Source organism: Actinotignum stranguriae (assembly GCF_051265215.1).
GTDB lineage: Bacteria > Actinomycetota > Actinomycetes > Actinomycetales > Actinomycetaceae > Actinotignum > Actinotignum schaalii_C.
Map to the genome: position 1 here is coordinate 37,647 of NZ_JBOZCJ010000014.1, position 18,283 is coordinate 55,929.

At 60.8% G+C, this 18,283-nt stretch carries 18 protein-coding genes and 1 rRNA gene; all 19 read right to left on the reverse strand.

All coding sequences use genetic code 11. The features are described from left to right. Nucleotides 1-2: 2 nt before the first annotated feature. Nucleotides 3-1,274, reverse strand: coding sequence for a SufS family cysteine desulfurase (locus tag ACRQEG_RS06040; protein ID WP_320757203.1), 1,272 nt, complete (start codon nt 1,272-1,274; stop codon nt 3-5). Next, nucleotides 1,275-2,036, reverse strand: a complete 762-nt coding sequence (gene sufC / locus ACRQEG_RS06045; RefSeq protein WP_016442707.1) for a Fe-S cluster assembly ATPase SufC — start codon at nt 2,034-2,036, stop codon at nt 1,275-1,277. Further along, nucleotides 2,036-2,383: a Rieske (2Fe-2S) protein gene (locus ACRQEG_RS06050; RefSeq protein WP_274735466.1), complete on the reverse strand. Its 348-nt coding sequence runs from the start codon at nt 2,381-2,383 to the stop codon at nt 2,036-2,038. The genes sufC and ACRQEG_RS06050 overlap by 1 nt, the downstream gene beginning before the upstream one ends. Continuing rightward, nucleotides 2,380-3,561 carry a Fe-S cluster assembly protein SufD gene (gene sufD / locus ACRQEG_RS06055; protein ID WP_320757204.1) on the reverse strand — a complete coding sequence of 394 codons (1,182 nt, stop codon included), beginning with the start codon at nt 3,559-3,561 and terminating at the stop codon, nt 2,380-2,382. The genes ACRQEG_RS06050 and sufD overlap by 4 nt, the downstream gene beginning before the upstream one ends. Beyond that, entirely contained in the window at nt 3,561-5,012 is a 1,452-nt protein-coding gene (gene sufB, locus ACRQEG_RS06060) for a Fe-S cluster assembly protein SufB (RefSeq protein ID WP_016442704.1), read from the reverse strand. Before sufB ends, sufD begins: the two co-directional genes overlap by 1 nt. Nucleotides 5,013-5,027: 15 nt before the next feature. Continuing rightward, entirely contained in the window at nt 5,028-5,729 is a 702-nt protein-coding gene (locus ACRQEG_RS06065; protein WP_435730852.1) for a helix-turn-helix transcriptional regulator, read from the reverse strand. Nucleotides 5,730-6,048: 319 nt separating this feature from the next. Continuing rightward, a complete protein-coding gene (locus ACRQEG_RS06070; RefSeq protein ID WP_435733815.1) occupies nt 6,049-6,639 on the reverse strand; it encodes an NUDIX domain-containing protein in 591 nt (196 codons plus the stop codon). A gap of 47 nt (nt 6,640-6,686) precedes the next feature. Beyond that, nucleotides 6,687-8,327: a murein biosynthesis integral membrane protein MurJ gene (gene murJ / locus ACRQEG_RS06075; RefSeq protein WP_274734090.1), complete on the reverse strand. Its 1,641-nt coding sequence runs from the start codon at nt 8,325-8,327 to the stop codon at nt 6,687-6,689. Beyond that, on the reverse strand, nt 8,324-9,181 hold the full coding sequence (locus ACRQEG_RS06080; protein WP_274734092.1) for an MraY family glycosyltransferase: 858 nt from the start codon (nt 9,179-9,181) through the stop codon (nt 8,324-8,326). Before ACRQEG_RS06080 ends, murJ begins: the two co-directional genes overlap by 4 nt. A 15-nt stretch (nt 9,182-9,196) precedes the next feature. Beyond that, the gene (locus tag ACRQEG_RS06085; protein WP_320757207.1) at nt 9,197-10,243 is read right to left on the reverse strand and encodes a copper transporter; all 1,047 of its coding nucleotides are present in this window, start codon (nt 10,241-10,243) and stop codon (nt 9,197-9,199) included. Nucleotides 10,244-10,255: 12 nt separating this feature from the next. Beyond that, nucleotides 10,256-11,431: a putative cytokinetic ring protein SteA gene (gene steA / locus ACRQEG_RS06090; RefSeq protein ID WP_016442698.1), complete on the reverse strand. Its 1,176-nt coding sequence runs from the start codon at nt 11,429-11,431 to the stop codon at nt 10,256-10,258. A gap of 5 nt (nt 11,432-11,436) precedes the next feature. Beyond that, nucleotides 11,437-13,152, reverse strand: a complete 1,716-nt coding sequence (recN, locus tag ACRQEG_RS06095) for a DNA repair protein RecN (RefSeq protein ID WP_320757208.1) — start codon at nt 13,150-13,152, stop codon at nt 11,437-11,439. Next, a complete protein-coding gene (locus ACRQEG_RS06100; RefSeq protein WP_016442696.1) occupies nt 13,149-13,994 on the reverse strand; it encodes an NAD kinase in 846 nt (281 codons plus the stop codon). The genes recN and ACRQEG_RS06100 overlap by 4 nt, the downstream gene beginning before the upstream one ends. 34 nt (nt 13,995-14,028) lie before the next feature. Further along, nucleotides 14,029-14,865 (reverse strand): TlyA family RNA methyltransferase, encoded by an 837-nt coding sequence (locus ACRQEG_RS06105; RefSeq protein WP_320757209.1) that lies wholly within the window; start codon nt 14,863-14,865, stop codon nt 14,029-14,031. Nucleotides 14,866-14,882: 17 nt separating this feature from the next. Then, the gene (locus tag ACRQEG_RS06110; RefSeq protein ID WP_320757210.1) at nt 14,883-15,059 is read right to left on the reverse strand and encodes a hypothetical protein; all 177 of its coding nucleotides are present in this window, start codon (nt 15,057-15,059) and stop codon (nt 14,883-14,885) included. Then, entirely contained in the window at nt 15,056-16,069 is a 1,014-nt protein-coding gene (locus ACRQEG_RS06115; RefSeq protein ID WP_320757211.1) for an HAD-IIA family hydrolase, read from the reverse strand. Before ACRQEG_RS06115 ends, ACRQEG_RS06110 begins: the two co-directional genes overlap by 4 nt. Nucleotides 16,070-16,071: 2 nt before the next feature. Next, nucleotides 16,072-16,965, reverse strand: coding sequence for a hypothetical protein (locus ACRQEG_RS06120; RefSeq protein WP_320757212.1), 894 nt, complete (start codon nt 16,963-16,965; stop codon nt 16,072-16,074). Next, a complete protein-coding gene (locus ACRQEG_RS06125) occupies nt 16,962-17,645 on the reverse strand; it encodes a hypothetical protein (protein ID WP_320757213.1) in 684 nt (227 codons plus the stop codon). Before ACRQEG_RS06125 ends, ACRQEG_RS06120 begins: the two co-directional genes overlap by 4 nt. A 330-nt stretch (nt 17,646-17,975) precedes the next feature. Continuing rightward, nucleotides 17,976-18,093, reverse strand: a 5S ribosomal RNA gene (gene rrf, locus ACRQEG_RS06130). Nucleotides 18,094-18,283 lie beyond the last annotated feature (190 nt).

Sequence of the window (18,283 nt, forward strand, 5' to 3'; positions counted from 1 at the left end):
ACCTATCCTTCCGCCCGGAAATAGCCGCGGACCTGGCTCAACGCCTCCAGAAACACGTCGATATCCGAGCTTGTTGTATATATCCCCACGGAGGCACGCACCGAGGCAGGCACCCCGAAGAAATCGTGGATGGGCTGGGCACAATGGTGCCCCACCCGCACGGCAATACCGCGCGCATCCAAGAATTGCCCCACGTCATGCGGGTGCACACCGTCAACGGTAAAAGCCGCGATCCCGGTACGACCAACTCCCCCGCGCGGTCCGAGCACCCGAATCCCCGGGATTTGCCCGAGGCCTTCGAGGAGCTGGACCGTCAGCGCATCTTCATAGCGTGCCACCTTCTCCATGCCGATAGCGCTGAGGTAATCAACCGCACGCGCAAGGCCCACAATCTGGGTGACCGGCTGACTTCCCGCCTCAAAACGCGCCGGCGGACGCGCATAGCGCGTTTTTTCCATCGTCACCCGTTCGATCATCGAGCCACCGAATTGGTAAGGCGGCAGATCCGCGAGGAGTTCTTCACGCCCGTACAGCACACCCACACCGGTGGGCCCGTACATTTTATGTCCTGAAAAAGCAGCGAAATCCACGTCCAGCTCCCGGACATTCACGGGCAGGTGCGGCACCGATTGACAGGCATCCAGAACTGTAAAAGCACCCACCGCGCGGGCAGCTTCCACGATCTGCGCTACCGGAGATACCGCCCCGGTCACATTCGAAACGTGGGTGAAAGCAACGATACGAGTGCGCCGCCCGATAACCCCGAGACTAGCCGGGTCAATTCGTCCTTCGCTATCCAGCTCAAGCCACGTGAGTCGGGCGCCGGTACGTTCACACAGCTCTTGCCAAGGCAGCAGATTCGCGTGGTGTTCGGCCCGGGTGACCACAATGTCGTCACCGGCACGCAGCAGAAAACGATCCGCATTACCCCATCCGCGTCCCGCCGTGGCATTGGAGATCGCGTAGGCGAGGAGATTGAGGGACTGGGTGCTCCCGCTGGTCCACACTATTTCCTGGGGCGCCGCCCCGATGAAGACCGCCACTTTCGCGCGGGCTTCTTCGTAAGCCACGGTAGATTCCTCCGCGAGAAGGTGGCTGCCGCGTTTGACCGCTCCGTTGGAGCGCGTATCGAAATCCACCATCGCGTCCAGAACGGCGCGCGGACGCTGCGCCGTCGCCCCGGAATCTAAGTACACGAGGGTCTGGCCGGCGCGCATCGGGCGGGCGAGGATCGGGAAATCTTCCCGCGCCACCAGCGGGCGCACGGCGCTCACCTACTTCGCCTCCGCTTCGATGTAGCTGTCGTAACCGGAAGCTTCCAGTTCGCTTGCCAGATCAGGTCCGCCGGTGCGCACAATCTTGCCGCCGGCGAAAACGTGGACGTAATCGGGTTTGACGTACTGCAAAATTCGGTTGTAGTGGGTGATGAGCAACAGCGAATTACCGGTGCGTTCATGCACATCGACGATCCCTTCAGAAACCACGCGCAGCGCATCTACGTCTAGGCCGGAATCCGTTTCGTCCAAAACGGCGATCTTCGGTTCCAGTAATTCCATCTGGAGCACTTCGGTGCGTTTCTTCTCCCCACCGGAGAAGCCCACATTGAGATCACGCTTGATGAAATCGGCATCCACGCGCAATTTCTCCGTGACCTTGCGCAATGCCTGGGACCATTCACGCAGTTTCGGAGCTTCTCCGTCAATCGCGGTTTTCGCGGTGCGCAGGAAATTCGAGACAGATACCCCCGGTACTTCAACCGGGTACTGCATGGCGAGGAAAAGTCCCTCGCGGGCGCGTTCATCAGCGGTCATATCCGTAATATCCACGCCGTCGAGCAGCACCTGACCGGAGGTGATCTCATAGGAAGGATGCCCGGCCAGCGCGTACGCCGTGGTCGATTTACCCGAACCGTTCGGGCCCATAATCGCGTGGATCTCATTATCACCGATATGCAAGTTGACACCGTGCAGAATCGGTTTGGGGCCTTCGGGAGTGATCACCGAGGCGTGCAGATCAATAATATCGAGAGTAGCCATTACTTCTCCTCAGGTCTTGTGTCCACGTCAATAAAAACGCGGCCGTCATTATCGCAGGTCAAGGGGTAGACGGGCACGGGTGTGACCGCCGGGAGCGTGAGCGCACGCCCGGAACACAGGTCGAATTCCGCCCCGTGTTTGGGACATTCAATTGTGGTATCAAAAACTTCGCCGTCGCTGAGATTGACGTCTTCGTGAGTGCAGATATCGCCCACGGCATGCCAGGTGCCGTGGCAGTCGCGTGCGATGCATACCGGTACGACGGCGCCGTTAGCAGCGCGGACTTCCACGCTCAGGGCGCTTTCCGGCTCGAGATCCGCGGTGGTACACACCTGCTGCCAGCTCATGCATCCTCCCCGTTTCCGGCATCGGCTAAATCGAGTTCCCGTTCGATGGCATCCATGAGCTTGGTGCGCACCGAATCCACTTCGATCTGCTCCACCAATTCGGCGAAGAAACCGCGCACTACCAGGCGGCGCGCCACATCGGCGGGAATTCCCCGTGCCATGAGGTAGAAGAGTTGTTCATCATCAAAACGGCCCGTTGCTGAGGCATGCCCAGCCCCAGCGATATCTCCGGTGAGAATCTCCAGGTTAGGCACCGAATCGGCCTTGGCTCCCTCGGTGAGTACCAGGTTGCGGTTGAGTTCGTAGGTATCCGTCTGGGCGGCCTGAGCCCGGATGAGCACATCCCCGATCCACACCGAATGCGCCTCATCGCCCTGGAGCGCACCCTTGTAGGTAGCGCGAGATTTGCAGTGCGGGGCCACGTGATCCACGAAAATGCGGTGCTCGTGATGCTGGTGGCTTTCGGTGATATAGGCACCCAGCAGCTCGCTATCGGAACGCTCTCCTTCCAATTCGCACGCGGTGGTCATGCGGATGAGATCCCCGCCGATGGTCACCACGATATGCCGGAATTTTGCGCCTTCTCCCACTCGGATCCGCTGGGCGGAATGTTGGGAAGCACAGCGTTCCTGTTCCTGCACGGAAACAACGGTGAGATCCGCATGCGCCCCCACCTCAATTTCCACGGTTTCGGTGAGGTTGCCGCTACCGGTGTGCTCGAGCACTACGGTGCCGCTAGCCTCCGGGGCCGCGGTAATAAGGGTGTGGGCAACGCTCAGCTTTCCTTCCCCGTTGATAATGGCGACGACGTCCGCGTGCTCGCTTCCATCGAGGGTGACGATATGCGCACGCTGAAAAGCGGACCAGGCGAGGGCCGCCGCGCGGTCGTCGGGTTTCCCGACTGTACCTAAGCGCGGATCGCTGCGGTCCACTTCTTCCACACAGGCACCGCCCACGACGGTGGCGGTGACGGTGGCATCTCGCACCCCCTCCACGTCCTTAATGAACGGGGCTACCCGATCCATCGGCGTAAAACGCCAATCTTCTTCCTCTCCGGTTCCGCGCGGAATCGGGAACTCCTCCGGATTAAAGGAGGCGAAGCGATCCGAGCGGTCGGCGTGCGCGGTATGGAATCCTTCATCTGCCAGCACCGCCTGGGAATGATCAGTACTGACCATTAGCCCACACTCCCTTCCATTTGCAGATCAATAAGACGATTGAGTTCGAGTGCGTATTCCATAGGCAGTTCCCGAGCGATGGGCTCTACGAAACCGCGCACGATCATACCCATGGCTTCCTGCTCGGATAGGCCACGTTGCATGAGATAGAAGAGCTGTTCCTCGCTCACCTTCGTCACGGTGGCTTCGTGCCCCATCTCGACGTCGTCCGTGCGTACGTCCACGTACGGGTAGGTATCCGTGCGGGAAATATCGTCTACGAGCAGCGCATCGCAGACCACATTAGATTTCGAGCCACGAGCATCTTCCGAAACCTGCACGAGACCGCGATAGGAGGAGCGCCCGCCCCCGCGCGAAATCGACTTCGAGACAATCGAGGAGGTGGTATTCGGCGCCAGGTGCTGCATTTTCGCGCCGGTATCCTGATGCTGGCCGGGGCCGGAGAAAGCCGCGGAAAGCGCTTCCCCGTGCGCGTGTTCACCCAGGAGCACACAAGCCGGGTATTTCATATTGAGACGTGAACCGATATTACCGTCCACCCATTCCATCGTGGCCCCCTCTGCTACGGTCGCACGCTGGGTGACGAGGTTGAGCACGTTATTCGACCAATTCTGGATCGTGGTGTAACGGCAGTGGGCGTTCTTTTTCACAATGATTTCTACGATGGCGGCGTGGAGGGAGTCCTCAGAGTAGATCGGGGCGGTACAGCCTTCCACGTAGTGCACGTAGGAGCCTTCATCACAAATAATGAGCGTACGTTCAAACTGCCCCATTGCCTGGGTGTTGATACGGAAGTACGCCTGCAAGGGAATATCCACGTGGACATTCTTCGGGACATAAATGAAAGAGCCACCCGACCATACCGCGGTATTGAGGGATGCGAATTTATTATCGCCGGCCGGAATAACGGTACCGAAGTATTCCCGCACCAGGTCCTCGTGCTCACGCAGTGCGGTATCGGTATCCACGAAAATAACGCCCTGTTCTTCCAAATCCGCGCGAATCGAGTTGTAGACCACCTCGGATTCGTACTGGGCAGCCACCCCGGCCACCAGGCGTTCTTTTTCAGCTTCCGGGATGCCGAGCCGGTCATAGGTGTTTTTGATCTCCGGGGGAAGATCGTTCCAATCGGTCACCTGGCGGTCGGTGGCACGCACGAAGTATTTGAAGTCATCAAAGTTGATACCGGAAAGATCAGCTCCCCACGTGGGCATGGGGCGTTTCTCAAAAAGGCGCAAAGCGCGCAGGCGCCGTTTGAGCATCCATTCCGGTTCTTCCTTCGCCGCGCTAATCGCGCGCACGACACCTTCATCTAGACCGCGGCGCGCGTGAGCCCCGGCGGTATCGGTATCGTGCCACCCAAATTCATAGGCGCCAGACAGGTTCGCAATAACGTGTTCCTGCTGCGCCACGGCCTCCGCAATTGCTGCCTCGTGCCGTGTTTGTGCCATGTGTTTCCTCCCGATTTAAACGCTGTTAGCGTGCAGCGTCACCGTGCACACGTGACTCCCCGATGCAATGGTTGCCAACCGCTGCACGGGAACCCCGAGTAGTTCGTGAAAAGCGCGGGTTTCCGCCGCGCATAAAAAGTTATTCTGTGTGGCGACGTCGCGCAGGGGGCAGCGCCCCTGACACAACTGGATCATCTGCCGCGGCCCATCCTGGGTACCCGGAACATCGCGAACCGAAGCGGCATAACCATCTTGGGTGAGGGCTCGCGCCAGACGGCGCAACCGTTCCACCGAATTTTCCGTATCCCCAAGCACATCGCGGTAACGAGCGACCAAAGCACGCTCGCGGCGGCGCGCAAATTCCGCCACTCCGGCCTCCCCCAGATTTTCACGCAGAAAATCAAGAGCTGCATTCGCCATGGTGTGATAAGAGGTTGCTCCGGCATTCTGCCCGGCATCCGTTGCCACGTAGTAGCGTGCTGGCCGCCCGGCCCGCGCCTCACGCTGCCCGGGTTTCTCACATTCGGTAATAGCACCCGCATCTTCGAGCGCCACAAGATGGCGCCGCACCCCAGCTGGAGTAAGGATAGCTAAGCGGGCAAGTTCCGTGGCGCTAATGGGTCCGCGTTCCATAATGAGACGCAGAATACCTTCGCGGGTTGTTTCTTCACGGGGGCGGATCTTTGCGCCTTCATCTTCGGACACTTGGAACACCACCCCCGTTACAGTTCTACATCCTCGCCAAGCACGTATGCGCGCCCGGACCACGACCGCAGGTTCTTTCGAATTGAGCACCGCCACTTACCACGCGGTGGTCGACCATATCTAGGACCTCGCCTCCCAATTAAACAACACCAACGTTGCGTAATCTAGTTTGGACAGCCTAACCGGACGGAAAAAAGACCGTTGTTACCGGCGCGGGTCCACACGCCCACACGAGTTACGCTCGTGGCTAAGAGCGGTGCAGAACCGCCGTTGAACCGCTGTTAAACAGGCGTTGAACCGCAACAGCGATCGGCCCGGACCCTCCTAGTCGTTAAGAGCTACGCGCCAGGTAAGCAAGTACCGCTGCCACCAGTTGCGGATTAGCAACTCGCCCGGTCATAATTGCCTCCCGCACCAGGGCTAGCGGCACCCACCGCACCTCAATTTCGGCCTCTTCATCTTCCCGAGCAAAAGCGGCCGCGACTGGCGCGGGGTTACGAGTGAGATAGACCGTGAGCTGCTCGTTAGTGAAACCGGGCGACGTGTAGAAACGGGTGAGAAACTCCAGTTCCCCGGCCGTATAATCCGTTTCTTCACGCAGCTCCCGGCGCGCGGCATCCATCGGATACTCACCCTCGATATCGAGGATGCCAGCCGGAATTTCCCACAGGAACGAGCGAACCGGAATCCGATACTGGCGGATGAGCAGCACTTCCTCAGCTGCGCCGTCGCCGCTGCCCCGTACCGCGAGCACCGCCACCGCATCGCGGTGCTCCACCCAGTAACGATCCATCCGCGCCCCCACGCTGGGCAGTTCCACCGTGTCCTCGTACACGTTAATGAACGGGGACGTGAGCACATTGCGCCGCCCCACGTGCCGCATATGCGCGGGACAGTACTCGTCACGCAGATCCTGGTACATAAAATTTCCTTTCCCGCCCTGCGCAGGCGTGCGAGCATCAGGCCCGTTTATGCATTAGCCTCGTCGAAAGCCACGGCAATGGCGGGCATTTCTTGGGTCGACGGCGCCTCCGCGTCGCGCGCCAACCGGAGCGCCCGCCGGTCAACGAAGTAGAGCGCCACTCCCCCGATGGCGAGGGTGAGCACTCCCGCCCCGGCAGTTGCCCCCAGCGCCCCAAGGGCACCGTCCCCCCACCAGCGTAGTATTCCGCGCCCGCTGGCATATCCGACCGTGCCGGCTACCATCGCGGCGGGCAGTACGATCCGTAGGGAGTATCCGACGCCCCGCAGCGCCCCGGGGCCTACCGCGCGCCGGATAGCGAAGATGTGGCCAACCCCGCCCACGATCATTCCCACGGACATCGCCACACCGATGCTGATGAGGACCTCGGTGCGTCCGCGCACCCCCAAGCCCGCCGCCCCAATAAGAACCACAACCACCGTCAGCCACGCCGCAGAATTGACAATAATGACCGCGCGGGCCGCCTCCACTGCGTAGAGCACCCGCGACCCGTGGTAAATGAAGGCGTAACCGAGAAGAGCCGGCGCCATGGCCAGCATGGCGGTATCCATATGAGCCACCGGACGCGCCACCGCGAAGAGTGCCTGGGCGGGCTCCGCAACGGCCACCAGCAGTGCCACGCACAGCAGCCCGATATCGAAGACAAGGCGTGAGGAGCGGGCGGTGATCCGAGCCAGGCCCGGGCGCCCGGGGATCGCGGCGGCTTCCGCGAGGCGTGGGAAAACCGCGGTGGCGATCGGAACAGCCAGCACGGCATAAGGAACCATATAGAGCTGGTTCGCGAAAGTGAAAACCGGGTAGGTTCCCACATCACCGCGGGCATTGGCGAAAAGCATGACCGCGATGATCTGAATTTGCTGAGCAAGCAGGCCAGCCAGCCCGGCCGCGCTTAACCGGAGCGCCCGACGCCCTACCCCCGGCGGGAAACGGAATGTGGGCCGCAGGGTGATGCGGCGGAGCACCGGGATGAGCTGGGGAAGGGAAAAGACCGCGACCCCCGCCGTGGTCCCCCAGGCCAGCACATAGAGAGCCGTGCGCGAAATCCGCGCCGGATCGTGCTGCTGGCCCGCGGCTAGCTGCGTGAAAATAAGGAAGGTAATAATAACTGTGACGGAGGAGAGCAGCGGGGCAAGAGCCGGAAGCACAAATTTTTTATGCGCCTGCAAAAGTCCCGTACACACGACCGACAGTCCATAGAGCGGGATTTGCCAGGCGAAAATCCGGAGCAGGGTGGCAGCGAACTCCACGCTAGCGGCAGGCGATCCCTCCCCCAGGAGCACGTCCATAATGGGCCGGGCGCCCAGGGTAACGAGCCCGGCAACCGGAATCCCGATGGCAAGTACCCAGGTGAACAAGGCCGAGGCGGTGCGGGATACCTCCGCGGCCAATGCCTTGGCCAGGAATCCGGAGACCAGCGGAATGACCGCGGCGGCCAAGGCCCCGCCGGCCGCGATTTCAAAAAGCACATTGGGGACGGTATTCGCCGTCGAATAAGCCTCCCCGGCGAGGGAATCCCCCAGCGCCCCGTTTTGCACCCAGGCGCGCACAAACCCCATGGCACGCGAGAGCAGGGTGAGAATCGCTATGGTTCCGGCTGCTCCGAGTGCCGTTCCGAGAACTTTTTTCATGCCCGGCCCGCCTGGTCGAGGGCGCGCAACCACGGATGGGTTGCGATGACCCGCGAAAATGATATTTTTTCACTCGCGATATTAAGGGCGACGACGACGCCCAGCGCCCCGCGCCGCACCCAAGGCCCGCGGCTGGCAAGCGTCCACCCCAGGGCCGCGCCCACCGCATTTGCTCCGGTATCTCCGAGCATGACCGTGCCCGCGAGATCCGCGGGCAGGCAGGCAACGCCGGTACCGACAAGTGCGGCGGCAATAGGCCCGGATGGCGGGTAACTGAGAAGAGAAAAAGGAGCAGCCGCGATCAGGGTACCTTTCCAGGCGCGACCCGGCGCGAGGTCGAGGAGATTAATAAGATTTGCGGTGGCAGCGATAAGCACGGCGCGTTCAGCGCGCAGGGCGAGCTGCCGGGAACGAGACCCGGTAGCACTGATCGGGAAACCCGCTGCCGCGACCGCGCCGAGCCCAATAATCACTATTTTCAAAGCTCCGGAAGTCAGGTGGCCGTGCGCCAGTGCTCCGAGGTGGCCGCGCAACCCCTTGGAGGTTCGCGAAAATGCGCCCTCGTAGAAATCGTCGATATAACCGGCCAGTCCGCCGCTAAGCGCCGCGAGCACGGGATGGCCCGAACACCTGCCTCCGGAGAGCAGGGAGCCCACCGTGCACCCCGTGGTGACACCCGCCACCGCCACCGGGCCTTCCCGCAAACTGACACTGCGCCCATCCTTGGCAGTGCGCTGCCAGGCGGGTGCGGTGCGCCGGGCGAGCAGCTTCTCGGCTGCGCGGGCGGCGGCGTATCCGGCCAGGGCTGCGGCACCCAGGCGCACCTGGTTCCTCCAGAAAGCAGAAAGGGTCATGAACCCATGGTACCGTTACTGCCCTGCCGGAGCCTGCCCACCTTCGGGAGCCTGCCCGCCTTCCGCGGGTGCGGGGGCCGGAGCAGGAGCCTGTTCAGGCTGCGGAGCGGGCGCTGTTTGCGCGGGTGCGGAGGCACTTTGGCGCTCTCCAATCGCACTATCAGCTCCGGGCGCTACCCCGAGGTGTACGTGGCGTTCATGCAATTCGGCAGCTGCCGCCATGGGAATATTGACATCACCAAGCGCGGTTTGCGCAGAATCCACCGTGGATCCGTTTTTTGCTGAACGCACGGCTCCCAACACCGAGTTTCCGTCTGTTCCCGCACCGACGGCCACGGCCGGGCCCCGCCCGGCAATAGCCGCAAAGGCAGCCTGGTAGGTATCCGTGATATGCGGCGAAGTGGTCGCCTTATCGGCGGGAACCGGTGCGGTCTCAGCCGGATCCGAGGTGATAAAAACAACCACCTCCGCGGCTTCACTCGGAGCAACCGCCACGTCAATCAGCTTATTTTCCGGAGAGGTGAGAAGAGTGATGAGCGTCGTCGCCCCCGCATCTTCCGCAGCAGAGCGTACCACGGTATCCACGGCCGCCCCGAGAATCGCATCCGCGGAACCACCGGCCGGCAAGTCCTTGACATAAGAGCCGAGGTTACCGGAAAGGGTGGAACGGTAGGTAGCGTATTCGGTATCCGTAAAAGCTGGAGCCAGGGTGATTTCACCAGTAATACGAGCCCCGGCCGCGGTCAAGCTCTGCCGGGTCTTCTCCACGATAGCTCCGTCGGCCCCGGCTGCCGCCACGATAGCAACGCGCCGGTTGGTCAGCGTTCCGGCATTGAGTTGCTCGCCGGCACCTAGCAGCGCCGTCGACGCAGCATCAAGCTGTGCCCCGCGTTGATCGAGTTCCACACGCATCTTGTCACGCGATTCACGCAGGGAATCCACCTGGCCGGTAAGTCCGTGCGCGATGGAATTTTGCAGCGGTCCGGCCCCGAGAATCACTCCGATGGCCAGTGCCAAAAAGACCGAGACCAGGGAAACGAGATGATACCTAAAATCAACCATCAGCTAACTTTCCTAGAAGAGATTACGGAACCACTCGGCAAGATCCCCGAGGCGAGTGGTGAGCACGGACAGGAAGGTTTGGCCCGCACCGGTAACAGCCAGGGCCGCGAAGAGTGCAAAAACTCCCGCAAGAATAAGGGCAACGAGCATCCAGTTCGAAATCGAGGAACGGTAAAGGCGTGAAACACCTTTCGCGTCAATGAGTTTGCCACCCACCACCAGGCGGGTGAGGAACGTTGATGCCATTCCCGCCCGGCCCTTATCGAGGAATTCCAGAATCGTATTGTGAGTTCCCACCGCGACAATGAGCTTGGCGCCTTTGGAATCAGCCAGCAGCATGGCAACGTCTTCGGAAGTACCGGTAGCCGGGAAGACCACGTGATCCACTCCCAGATCCTCCACCCGCTTCTTGCCGGGTGCGCGCCCATCGCGGTAGGCGTGCACCACCACCTCGGCACCGCAGCGCAACGCTTTATCGGAAACCGAATCCATATCACCCACGATAATATCCGGGGTGTAGCCAAGTTCCAGAAGAGCATCCGCTCCGCCATCCACCCCGATCATGAGCGGGCGATTTTCCCGAATATAGGGACGCAGGGCGCGCAGGTCTTCACGGTAGTCGTAGCCCCGCACCACCACGAGCACGTGCCGGTGCTCCATGGACGTACGGATATCTGGAATTCCCACCCCGTCGAGGATGAGTCCCTGTTCTTCGTTGAGATATTCGAGGGTATTGGCGGCGAAAGCGCGCAGTTGCACGGTCATGCCCGCGCGGGCGGCCTCGCTATCACGCGCGATGCTCTGGGCGGTTTGTAAAGTGCCTTCCGCAATAACGCGTCCGCCTGCCACCACGCGTGCCCCATCAATATCGACCCACTGGCCCTCCGAAATATCCATAATTTCTGGGCCGAGGTCATCGATGAGCGGGATACCGGCTTCTTCCAGGATCGCCGGGCCAAGATTTGGGTAGCGCCCCGAGATAGATTTCGCGGCATTGAGCACGGCAACGGGCTGCGCGGCGACAAGGTTTTCCGCGGCCACCCTATCCAGATCCGTGTGGTTAATAATCGCTACATCGCCGGCTTGGAGACGACGAGTGAGATTTTTGGTGCGTGCGTCTACCCTGGCCGGACCGGCCAGGGTGCCTTCCGCAACGACCTTCTTTTTTCGCCATAACTTCGATGCCACAAGCTTTATAGTGCCACACTCGCGGCCTTAAGTAGCTCAGCGGCGTGCGCGCGTGCCACATCGGTATCGCTACCCGAAAGCATACGGGCGAGTTCTGCTTCGCGTTCTGGCCCCGTGACGTCACGCAGTTCCGTGCGCGCGGCACTTTCTTCAAGTTGTTTCACGACGACGAGTTGGTGCTCGGCATAGGCCGCGACCTGGGCGAGGTGAGTAACAACAATAACCTGGGCGCTACCAGCCAGTTTCGCCAGTCTTTTCCCAACCGCGGTGGCGGCACGGCCGCCAATCCCGGCATCAACTTCGTCGAAGAGGAAAGTGTGGCCGCGCTGAGCCCGCCGCGCCGCTAATCCTACTTCGAGGGCGAGCATAACCCGCGAGAGCTCACCACCTGAAGCACCCGATGCGAGCGAAGAGAGTGGGGCACCGCGGTGGGCAGCAAGCAAAAAAGTGACGGAATCCGCACCGGCTGGCCCAGGATCCGCGGCGCTGACAGCCACGGTGAAGTGGGCATCGGGCAGCGAGAGCTCGGGAAGTTCCGTTTCCACAGCGCGGGCGAGTTCTTCCCCGGCAGCGGCACGCGCGGCACGTAGGGCTGCTCCGGCTTGTTCCATGGCCGTATGAGCGTGCGAAAGCTCCTTCTCAAGACGTTCTAGAGTGGCCGCTGGATCATCGAGGTTCTCTAGACCCGCTCGGGCCTCAGCGGCGGCGCGCAGGATTTCTTCGCCGCTCATTCCCAGCTGTTTGCGCAGCCCGGCCAGTTCGGAGCGGCGCGAATAAATCGTAGAGAGCTCCTCGGGTTGGGCTTGGGTACCACGAGCTAATTCTGCGATATCGGTATAAATATCGTTGATATCGGCTTCGGCATTTTCCAAGCGTTCGCGTAGCTCCCGAAGTTGTGTATTCGGCACATCAGGGCCGCTGAGTTCAAGAACACGCTCGAGTTGCGCGGCCGCGCTACCCAGTGCAGATATGGCTCCGTTTTCGGTGTCGCTCCCGCTCAGCGCTTCGGCAGCCGCGGAGTATGCCCCGTACATTTCCACCGCATTTTCAAGCACCCGGGCGCGCGCCCGCAAAGATTCTTCTTCACCGGGATGGGGATCGACCGCCTCAACTTTGTCGAGCAAGGCTCGGTAGGCTAAACGCTGTTGCGCAGCACGCTGTGCACCTGCCTGAAAGGTATCGCGGGCTTCGCGGGCTTCACCGTAGTTTTTCCACGCCTGTTCCCATGTTGTTTTAGCCCGCGTAATTGTTTCACCTCCGAATTCATCGACCGCGGCGCGCTGCTGGCCGGGGTTACCCAACCGAATCTGATCGGATTGGCCGTGCACGCTCACAAGTTCGGCCGCGATATCGGTCAGCACCGCGGTGGGTACTGACCGGCCTCCGACAAAGGCACGGGAACGCCCTTTTGCTGGAATATGCCGAGCAATAATCACAGCAGCGGTATCGCCTTCAACGTCATACCGTCCCCCGGCCTCGGCGATGCGTTCTAGCACTGGGGAAGTCGCGTCCACGAGAAACGTTCCTTCCACTTCCGCTTGGGCGGCCCCGGCCCGCACCCGTGCTGGATTCGCTTTAGCTCCGAGAAGCAACGTAAGGGAGGTCACCGCCATAGTTTTTCCCGCCCCGGTTTCCCCCGTTAGTGCGGTGAGTCCGCGAGATAGATTAAGCTCGGCTTCCGCGATAACACCGAGATTGCGGATACGTACCTGTTCGATCATTCCCGTACCTCACGCTCGCGCCAGCCGCGCACCGGCAGGTGGAAGCGCGCCACCAGACGCCCGGAGAAAGGTGTTTCATTCAGTCGGGCGAGCTTGACGGGACGTTCTCCCCGCACCGCGGTAATCACGGTTCCTTCAGGTGCTACGAGCCGGCGCCGTGAATCACAGGAAACCATCGCCTCATCACGCAAAACCCGTACTTCCAAGGTTGAGTAGGGGCTAACCACCAGAGGACGGGTGAAAAGCGCGTGAGCGGCCACCGGGGTGAGAAGAAGTGCTTCCACGCTGGGCCATACCACCGGTCCACCCGCCGAAAAATTGTAGGCAGTAGAACCGGTGGGCGTGGAGAGTAGCACCGCGTCGGCTTTGAAAGCAGAGATTTCGCGCCCGTCCACACCGATAGAAGCTTCGATGAGACGCGAATTAAAAGCCTTTTCCACCGATACTTCGTTGAGGGCCCACTGGACGTTACAGGAGCCATCCGGGCGCTGCACATGCACATCAATGGTCATTCGTTCGGAAATAACCCAATCGCGCGCGGCAATCCTTTCCACGACGGCAGGGAGCTCATCAGGTTGAGCTTCGGAAAGAAAACCCATATGCCCGTAGTTAATACCGAGGATGGGCACGCCGGTACTACGTCCTAACTCAGCCCCGCGCAAAATCGTACCGTCCCCACCCATGACGAGGATGAGATCCGCATTGCGGGCACCCGCCAGAGTTTCACTGGTATCCACCCGTACGCCGCGGTCTTCTAGGGCGACAATCGCATCGTGAGCGGCGCGCTCCATCTGCGGTGGTAACGTGCGATTGACGACCAGGGCGACTTTTGGTTCTGCCATCGAATGCCTCCCCTCTCCCAGGTATCCTACCCCGCTACTGCGCTGGCCGTCCTTGCCCCGCTGGTCCAGCTTTCACCGCGGCCCGGACACTTTCTTCGAGGTTCTCGCCAAGCTGATCAAGAGCATTTTTCTTCATATAAAGAAAGTATTCAACGTTCCCCGCCGGCCCGGGAAGAGGCGAAGGAGCGATCGCTTGCAGGGCCAGCCCTGCGGCACGGGCGGAAAGGGCGACGTCGCATACCGCCTCAACGTGGTAATCCGGGTTTCGTACCACCCCGTGCGCACCGATTTTCTCCCGACCTACCTCGAATTGAGGCTTGACCATAAGCAAAAAATCGGCCGTTGGCGAACTCGCCGCAGCGAGCGGGGCAACGAGGAGCCGCAAAGAAATAAAAGATAGATCCCCCACAACCAGATCAGGCGCGGGTGCGACCGCCGCGGGATCCAGGGTGCGCACATTCGTGCGTTCCAGCACGGTGACACGGGGGTCTTCACGGAGCTTCCAGGCAAGTTGGCCGTAGCCAACATCCACGGCAACCACGTGGGCAGCACCGCGCCGCAGCAGCACATCGGTAAATCCACCCGTGGAAGCGCCCGCATCCAGGGCACGGACTCCTTCCACACGTGGGCCGGCGTCTCCGAGATAATCGAGGGCACCCAGCAGTTTATATGCTCCGCGGGAAACGTAACGATCCTGAGCTGCTTCTTTCACAAGAAGCGCCTGGGCCGGATCCATCTGCCGAGCGGGTTTCGTTACCTCAGCTCCGTCAAGGAATACCTGACCTTCACGGATGAGCACCGCAGCATCCTGGCGGGAGCGCGCGAGCCCACGCCGCACAAGTTCCGCGTCAACGCGCCTTAAACGCCCCATAGGCTCGCCTTTCTGATTTAGACCCGTGCCCGGGATAAGCGCCGACCGAGTTCGGTGTGAATCGCCTCCAGCTGTTCAATCTTTTCGGGCAGATCGAGCTCGTTGAGATTCTCCAAGGCGGCTTCAATATTGAGCGGAGCGCTCGGAAGCGGAACCGTTGCCCCAGGTGCCGTGGCTCTTTCCTGGTCCGTCATCGCCGCTCCACGATGATCTCCCCGAGCGTGACGTTCTCCTTCAGCCCGCGATCTCGGGCCTCCCATACCGCGTGCACCGCGGCTCGGTAAGTATCCAGCCCCAGATGTGGCCCGCATCCATCGGAGGTGACCAGGCGAACCGCTGCGCCGTCGTTACTATTATCAACCTGTGCCCAGGATGTGCCTGCCACCCAGCGTTCACCTTCCCGATGAATCTCCGGGTAGTCCTCGTTGAGGACCCGCAGATCATCGCCGAGATAATCGGGGCGTTCTTCCGGTGCAGCCAGCATAATATCGCGAGCAGAACTCACTCCGGTAAGCACGTGGAGACTGGCGATACCTGCGGCACGCGCTCCACGAATATCGGTATTGAGCCGGTCACCGATAGCGAGAGGATGGCTGGCTCCGAGCATATCCATCCCAATGGCAAAAATCGCAGGATCGGGTTTGCCCGCGGAGAGTGGTTGCACCCCGGTGGCATTAACTACCGCGGCCACGAGTGATCCGCAGCCGACCATAAATCCACGCTCCATGGGGAGGGTAGCATCGAGATTCGTGGCCACGAAAAGGGCGCCGCGGCGAATGGCCAGGGCAACTTCTGAAAGCGCTGCCCAGTCAATTGTCGGGTAAAACCCCATAATGACCACGTCGGGGTTATCATCCGCGGATGATACCGGCACAAGGCTAGTTTCACTCACCGCACGATGCAGACCGTTACCCCCGATGACCAGCGCTTTTGCTCCGGCCGGCACCCGCGACGCGGCGAGCCGCGTGCTCGCCATCGCGGAGGTGAGCACCGTTGCTGCCGGGGCTGATATTCCCACTGTCGCGAGGTGCGCTGCGACTTCTTCCTGCGTGCGCGAGGCATTATTGGTGAGGAAAAGCGGGCGCATACCAGCAGCGATGGCACGCCCGTAAGCATAGGCAGCGTGAGGAGCCGGATCGGTCCCGAGGTAAACTACACCGTCCAGATCGAAAATCGCGCCGTCAAAATGCGATATCAGGCTCACTATTACTCTTCTTCTGATTCCTGCTTCGGGTCCGTCTCCGAGATTACCTGCACCTCGGCCTCAGCTTCGTGCGCCAGTTCAGGTCCGGCTTCGGCTGCGCACGCCGGTTCACTCTCGGATGTCGTATCAGACTCAGCTAGTGCCCCGGCCTTATGCTCCACTTCCGGTGCCTGTTCCGCTTCCCTTTCCGCGTCTACGTTCGTCTCGGTTTCAAAATCGGGCACGTCCGTTGTCTCGGACTCAGGCTCGTCCGCGGTGAAAAGCTCGACTTCGCCTTCTGCATTGTAGACCGGATTCCAGCGCGCACGCAGATCTTCGGCTTCCTCCACGCGTCCTAGTTCTTCGAGACGATCTGCCTTAATGAGCTCAACGCGGGCGCGTAATTCTTCATCAAGGTTTTCAACCTTGATTTTCTCCAGGACGGCCAGTCCGGCCTCGGAATCCCCTGCGTCCGCGCGGGCGCCGGACGTCACCAGCGCCAACTCCAACGTGGTGGCGGTATTGAGCCGCTTGAGCGGAATTTCGGCAATAAAGGCAAGAGCCTTTTCAGGCCGCCCCAATCCGCGCTCGGAATCAGCCTCAAGGGCCACATGCGAGTAATCATCGGTCATGCGCCGATAGGTGCGCAGCTCACGCAGAGCTTCGGAGTACCGGCCGGTCAAGTAGGACGTCAATCCCAGCGCCTCACGCACGATGTCGATGCGCGCAGCGTGCCGGTAGGCTGCTTTCGCGTGCTCGTAGGCGATTTCCGGGTTCTGATCCATCATGGATCCGGCATAAACCAGATGCCGCGCCACGTTCTCGGACACCGCTGGCGCGAGAACCTTGAGTTTACGACGCGATTCCGCCGCGAGATCCTGAGCATTAACCGTTTCCGGAATAAAGGGATCTTTCACGCCACGACTGCGGCGATCGTCACGCCGCCGTTTATCTTCCTCGCGATGTCCACCGCGTTCGTCACGCCTGTAGCTATCGCGACGGCGCTCATCACGGCGCCGGTCATCCTGCCGGTGGTCGTCACGCCGGCGCTCACCGCGATCAAACTTCTGCTTGTCGTCATAGTGGTCGCGGCGCCCGTAGTTGTCATTATCGCGGGGTTCATTTTCGTTGGTACGACGACGATCTTCGCGCCCGGAACGCTCATTATAACGATCATCACGCCGCCCCCCGAATCGCCTGTCCTGGTCCCGGCGATTATCGCGCCACTGGCCACCGCGTCCGCCGCGCCGGTCGTAGCGGCCTTCACCGCCGCGATCCCAGGAACCTCGGGATTCGCGCGATTCACTCGAATCCCTGTCATTCCAATCGCGCCGGTATCCACGATGGTTGTCACGGTCACGTCGGTTGTGGAATCCACCCTTCTGTCCGCGTTCGCCGCTACCATCGTGGAATTCACCCTGACGGTTCCACGAAGAGCGCCGGGAACCACCATCGCGCCCGCCACGGGAATCTCGCGATTCCCAGGAGTCACGGTCGTGGCCGCGATCATAACGACGGCCACCACGTCGATCCCCTTGGTGACGGTTCCAGTTTCCCTCTCGATTATCCCGCCGCCGTGAGCCTCCGCGGCGGTCATTCCAGGCATCGCGGGGATCACCCGAATCGCGGGTCGCGCCGCCCTCTCCATCGTGCTGCGAGGGTTCGCGCCGTTGCCGCGCGGACCGCCATTGTCCTTTCGGGCGGTCGTCTTCGGAGCGCTCTTCGCTCCACTCTTCGTGGTCAGACATTTCATTCCTCGCAGTTCGATTGTTAAGAATCACGATGCTGTGCTTATTTTAGGCCGACTCCAGCTCGGCCGCGCGCTGAGCATTGAATTTTGGCGCGCAGAGATTAAAAAGTGTGTGGGGTGTGTACTATGCCCCACCAAAAGACATAAACACACCCCACACACAATCAACAAAAAACATGGCGGCAGCAACCTACTCTCCCACACCCCACCGAGTGCAGTACCATCAGCGCAAACAACCTTAGCTACCGGGTTCGAAAAGGATACCGGGCGTAACCTTGCCGCTATAACCACCGCCACAACCAAAACACCAACCAACCACCACACGGTGGCCAGTCATCGCACAGTGAACGCAAACACCCAACCTCACGCAAAAACAACCAAAGCCTCTCAACATCTTGTCATTTTGGCTATCGGTCCATTAGTACCAGTCAACTAAACACCTCACAATGCTTACATCCCTGGCCTATCAACCCGATCATCAACCG

Coding starts and splice junctions, on each gene's coding strand:
- sufC (WP_016442707.1), bottom strand. CDS start 2,036: ATGGCTACTCTCGATATTATTGATCTGCACGCCTCGGTGATCACTCCC.
- ACRQEG_RS06050 (WP_274735466.1), bottom strand. CDS start 2,383: ATGAGCTGGCAGCAGGTGTGTACCACCGCGGATCTCGAGCCGGAAAGC.
- sufD (WP_320757204.1), bottom strand. CDS start 3,561: ATGGTCAGTACTGATCATTCCCAGGCGGTGCTGGCAGATGAAGGATTC.
- sufB (WP_016442704.1), bottom strand. CDS start 5,012: ATGGCACAAACACGGCACGAGGCAGCAATTGCGGAGGCCGTGGCGCAG.
- ACRQEG_RS06070 (WP_435733815.1), bottom strand. CDS start 6,639: ATGTACCAGGATCTGCGTGACGAGTACTGTCCCGCGCATATGCGGCAC.
- murJ (WP_274734090.1), bottom strand. CDS start 8,327: ATGAAAAAAGTTCTCGGAACGGCACTCGGAGCAGCCGGAACCATAGCG.
- ACRQEG_RS06080 (WP_274734092.1), bottom strand. CDS start 9,181: ATGACCCTTTCTGCTTTCTGGAGGAACCAGGTGCGCCTGGGTGCCGCA.
- ACRQEG_RS06085 (WP_320757207.1), bottom strand. CDS start 10,243: ATGGTTGATTTTAGGTATCATCTCGTTTCCCTGGTCTCGGTCTTTTTG.
- recN (WP_320757208.1), bottom strand. CDS start 13,152: ATGATCGAACAGGTACGTATCCGCAATCTCGGTGTTATCGCGGAAGCC.
- ACRQEG_RS06100 (WP_016442696.1), bottom strand. CDS start 13,994: ATGGCAGAACCAAAAGTCGCCCTGGTCGTCAATCGCACGTTACCACCG.
- ACRQEG_RS06105 (WP_320757209.1), bottom strand. CDS start 14,865: ATGGGGCGTTTAAGGCGCGTTGACGCGGAACTTGTGCGGCGTGGGCTC.
- ACRQEG_RS06110 (WP_320757210.1), bottom strand. CDS start 15,059: ATGACGGACCAGGAAAGAGCCACGGCACCTGGGGCAACGGTTCCGCTT.
- ACRQEG_RS06125 (WP_320757213.1), bottom strand. CDS start 17,645: ATGACCGCCGCGGAGGCTCACGGCGGCGGGATAATCGAGAGGGAAACT.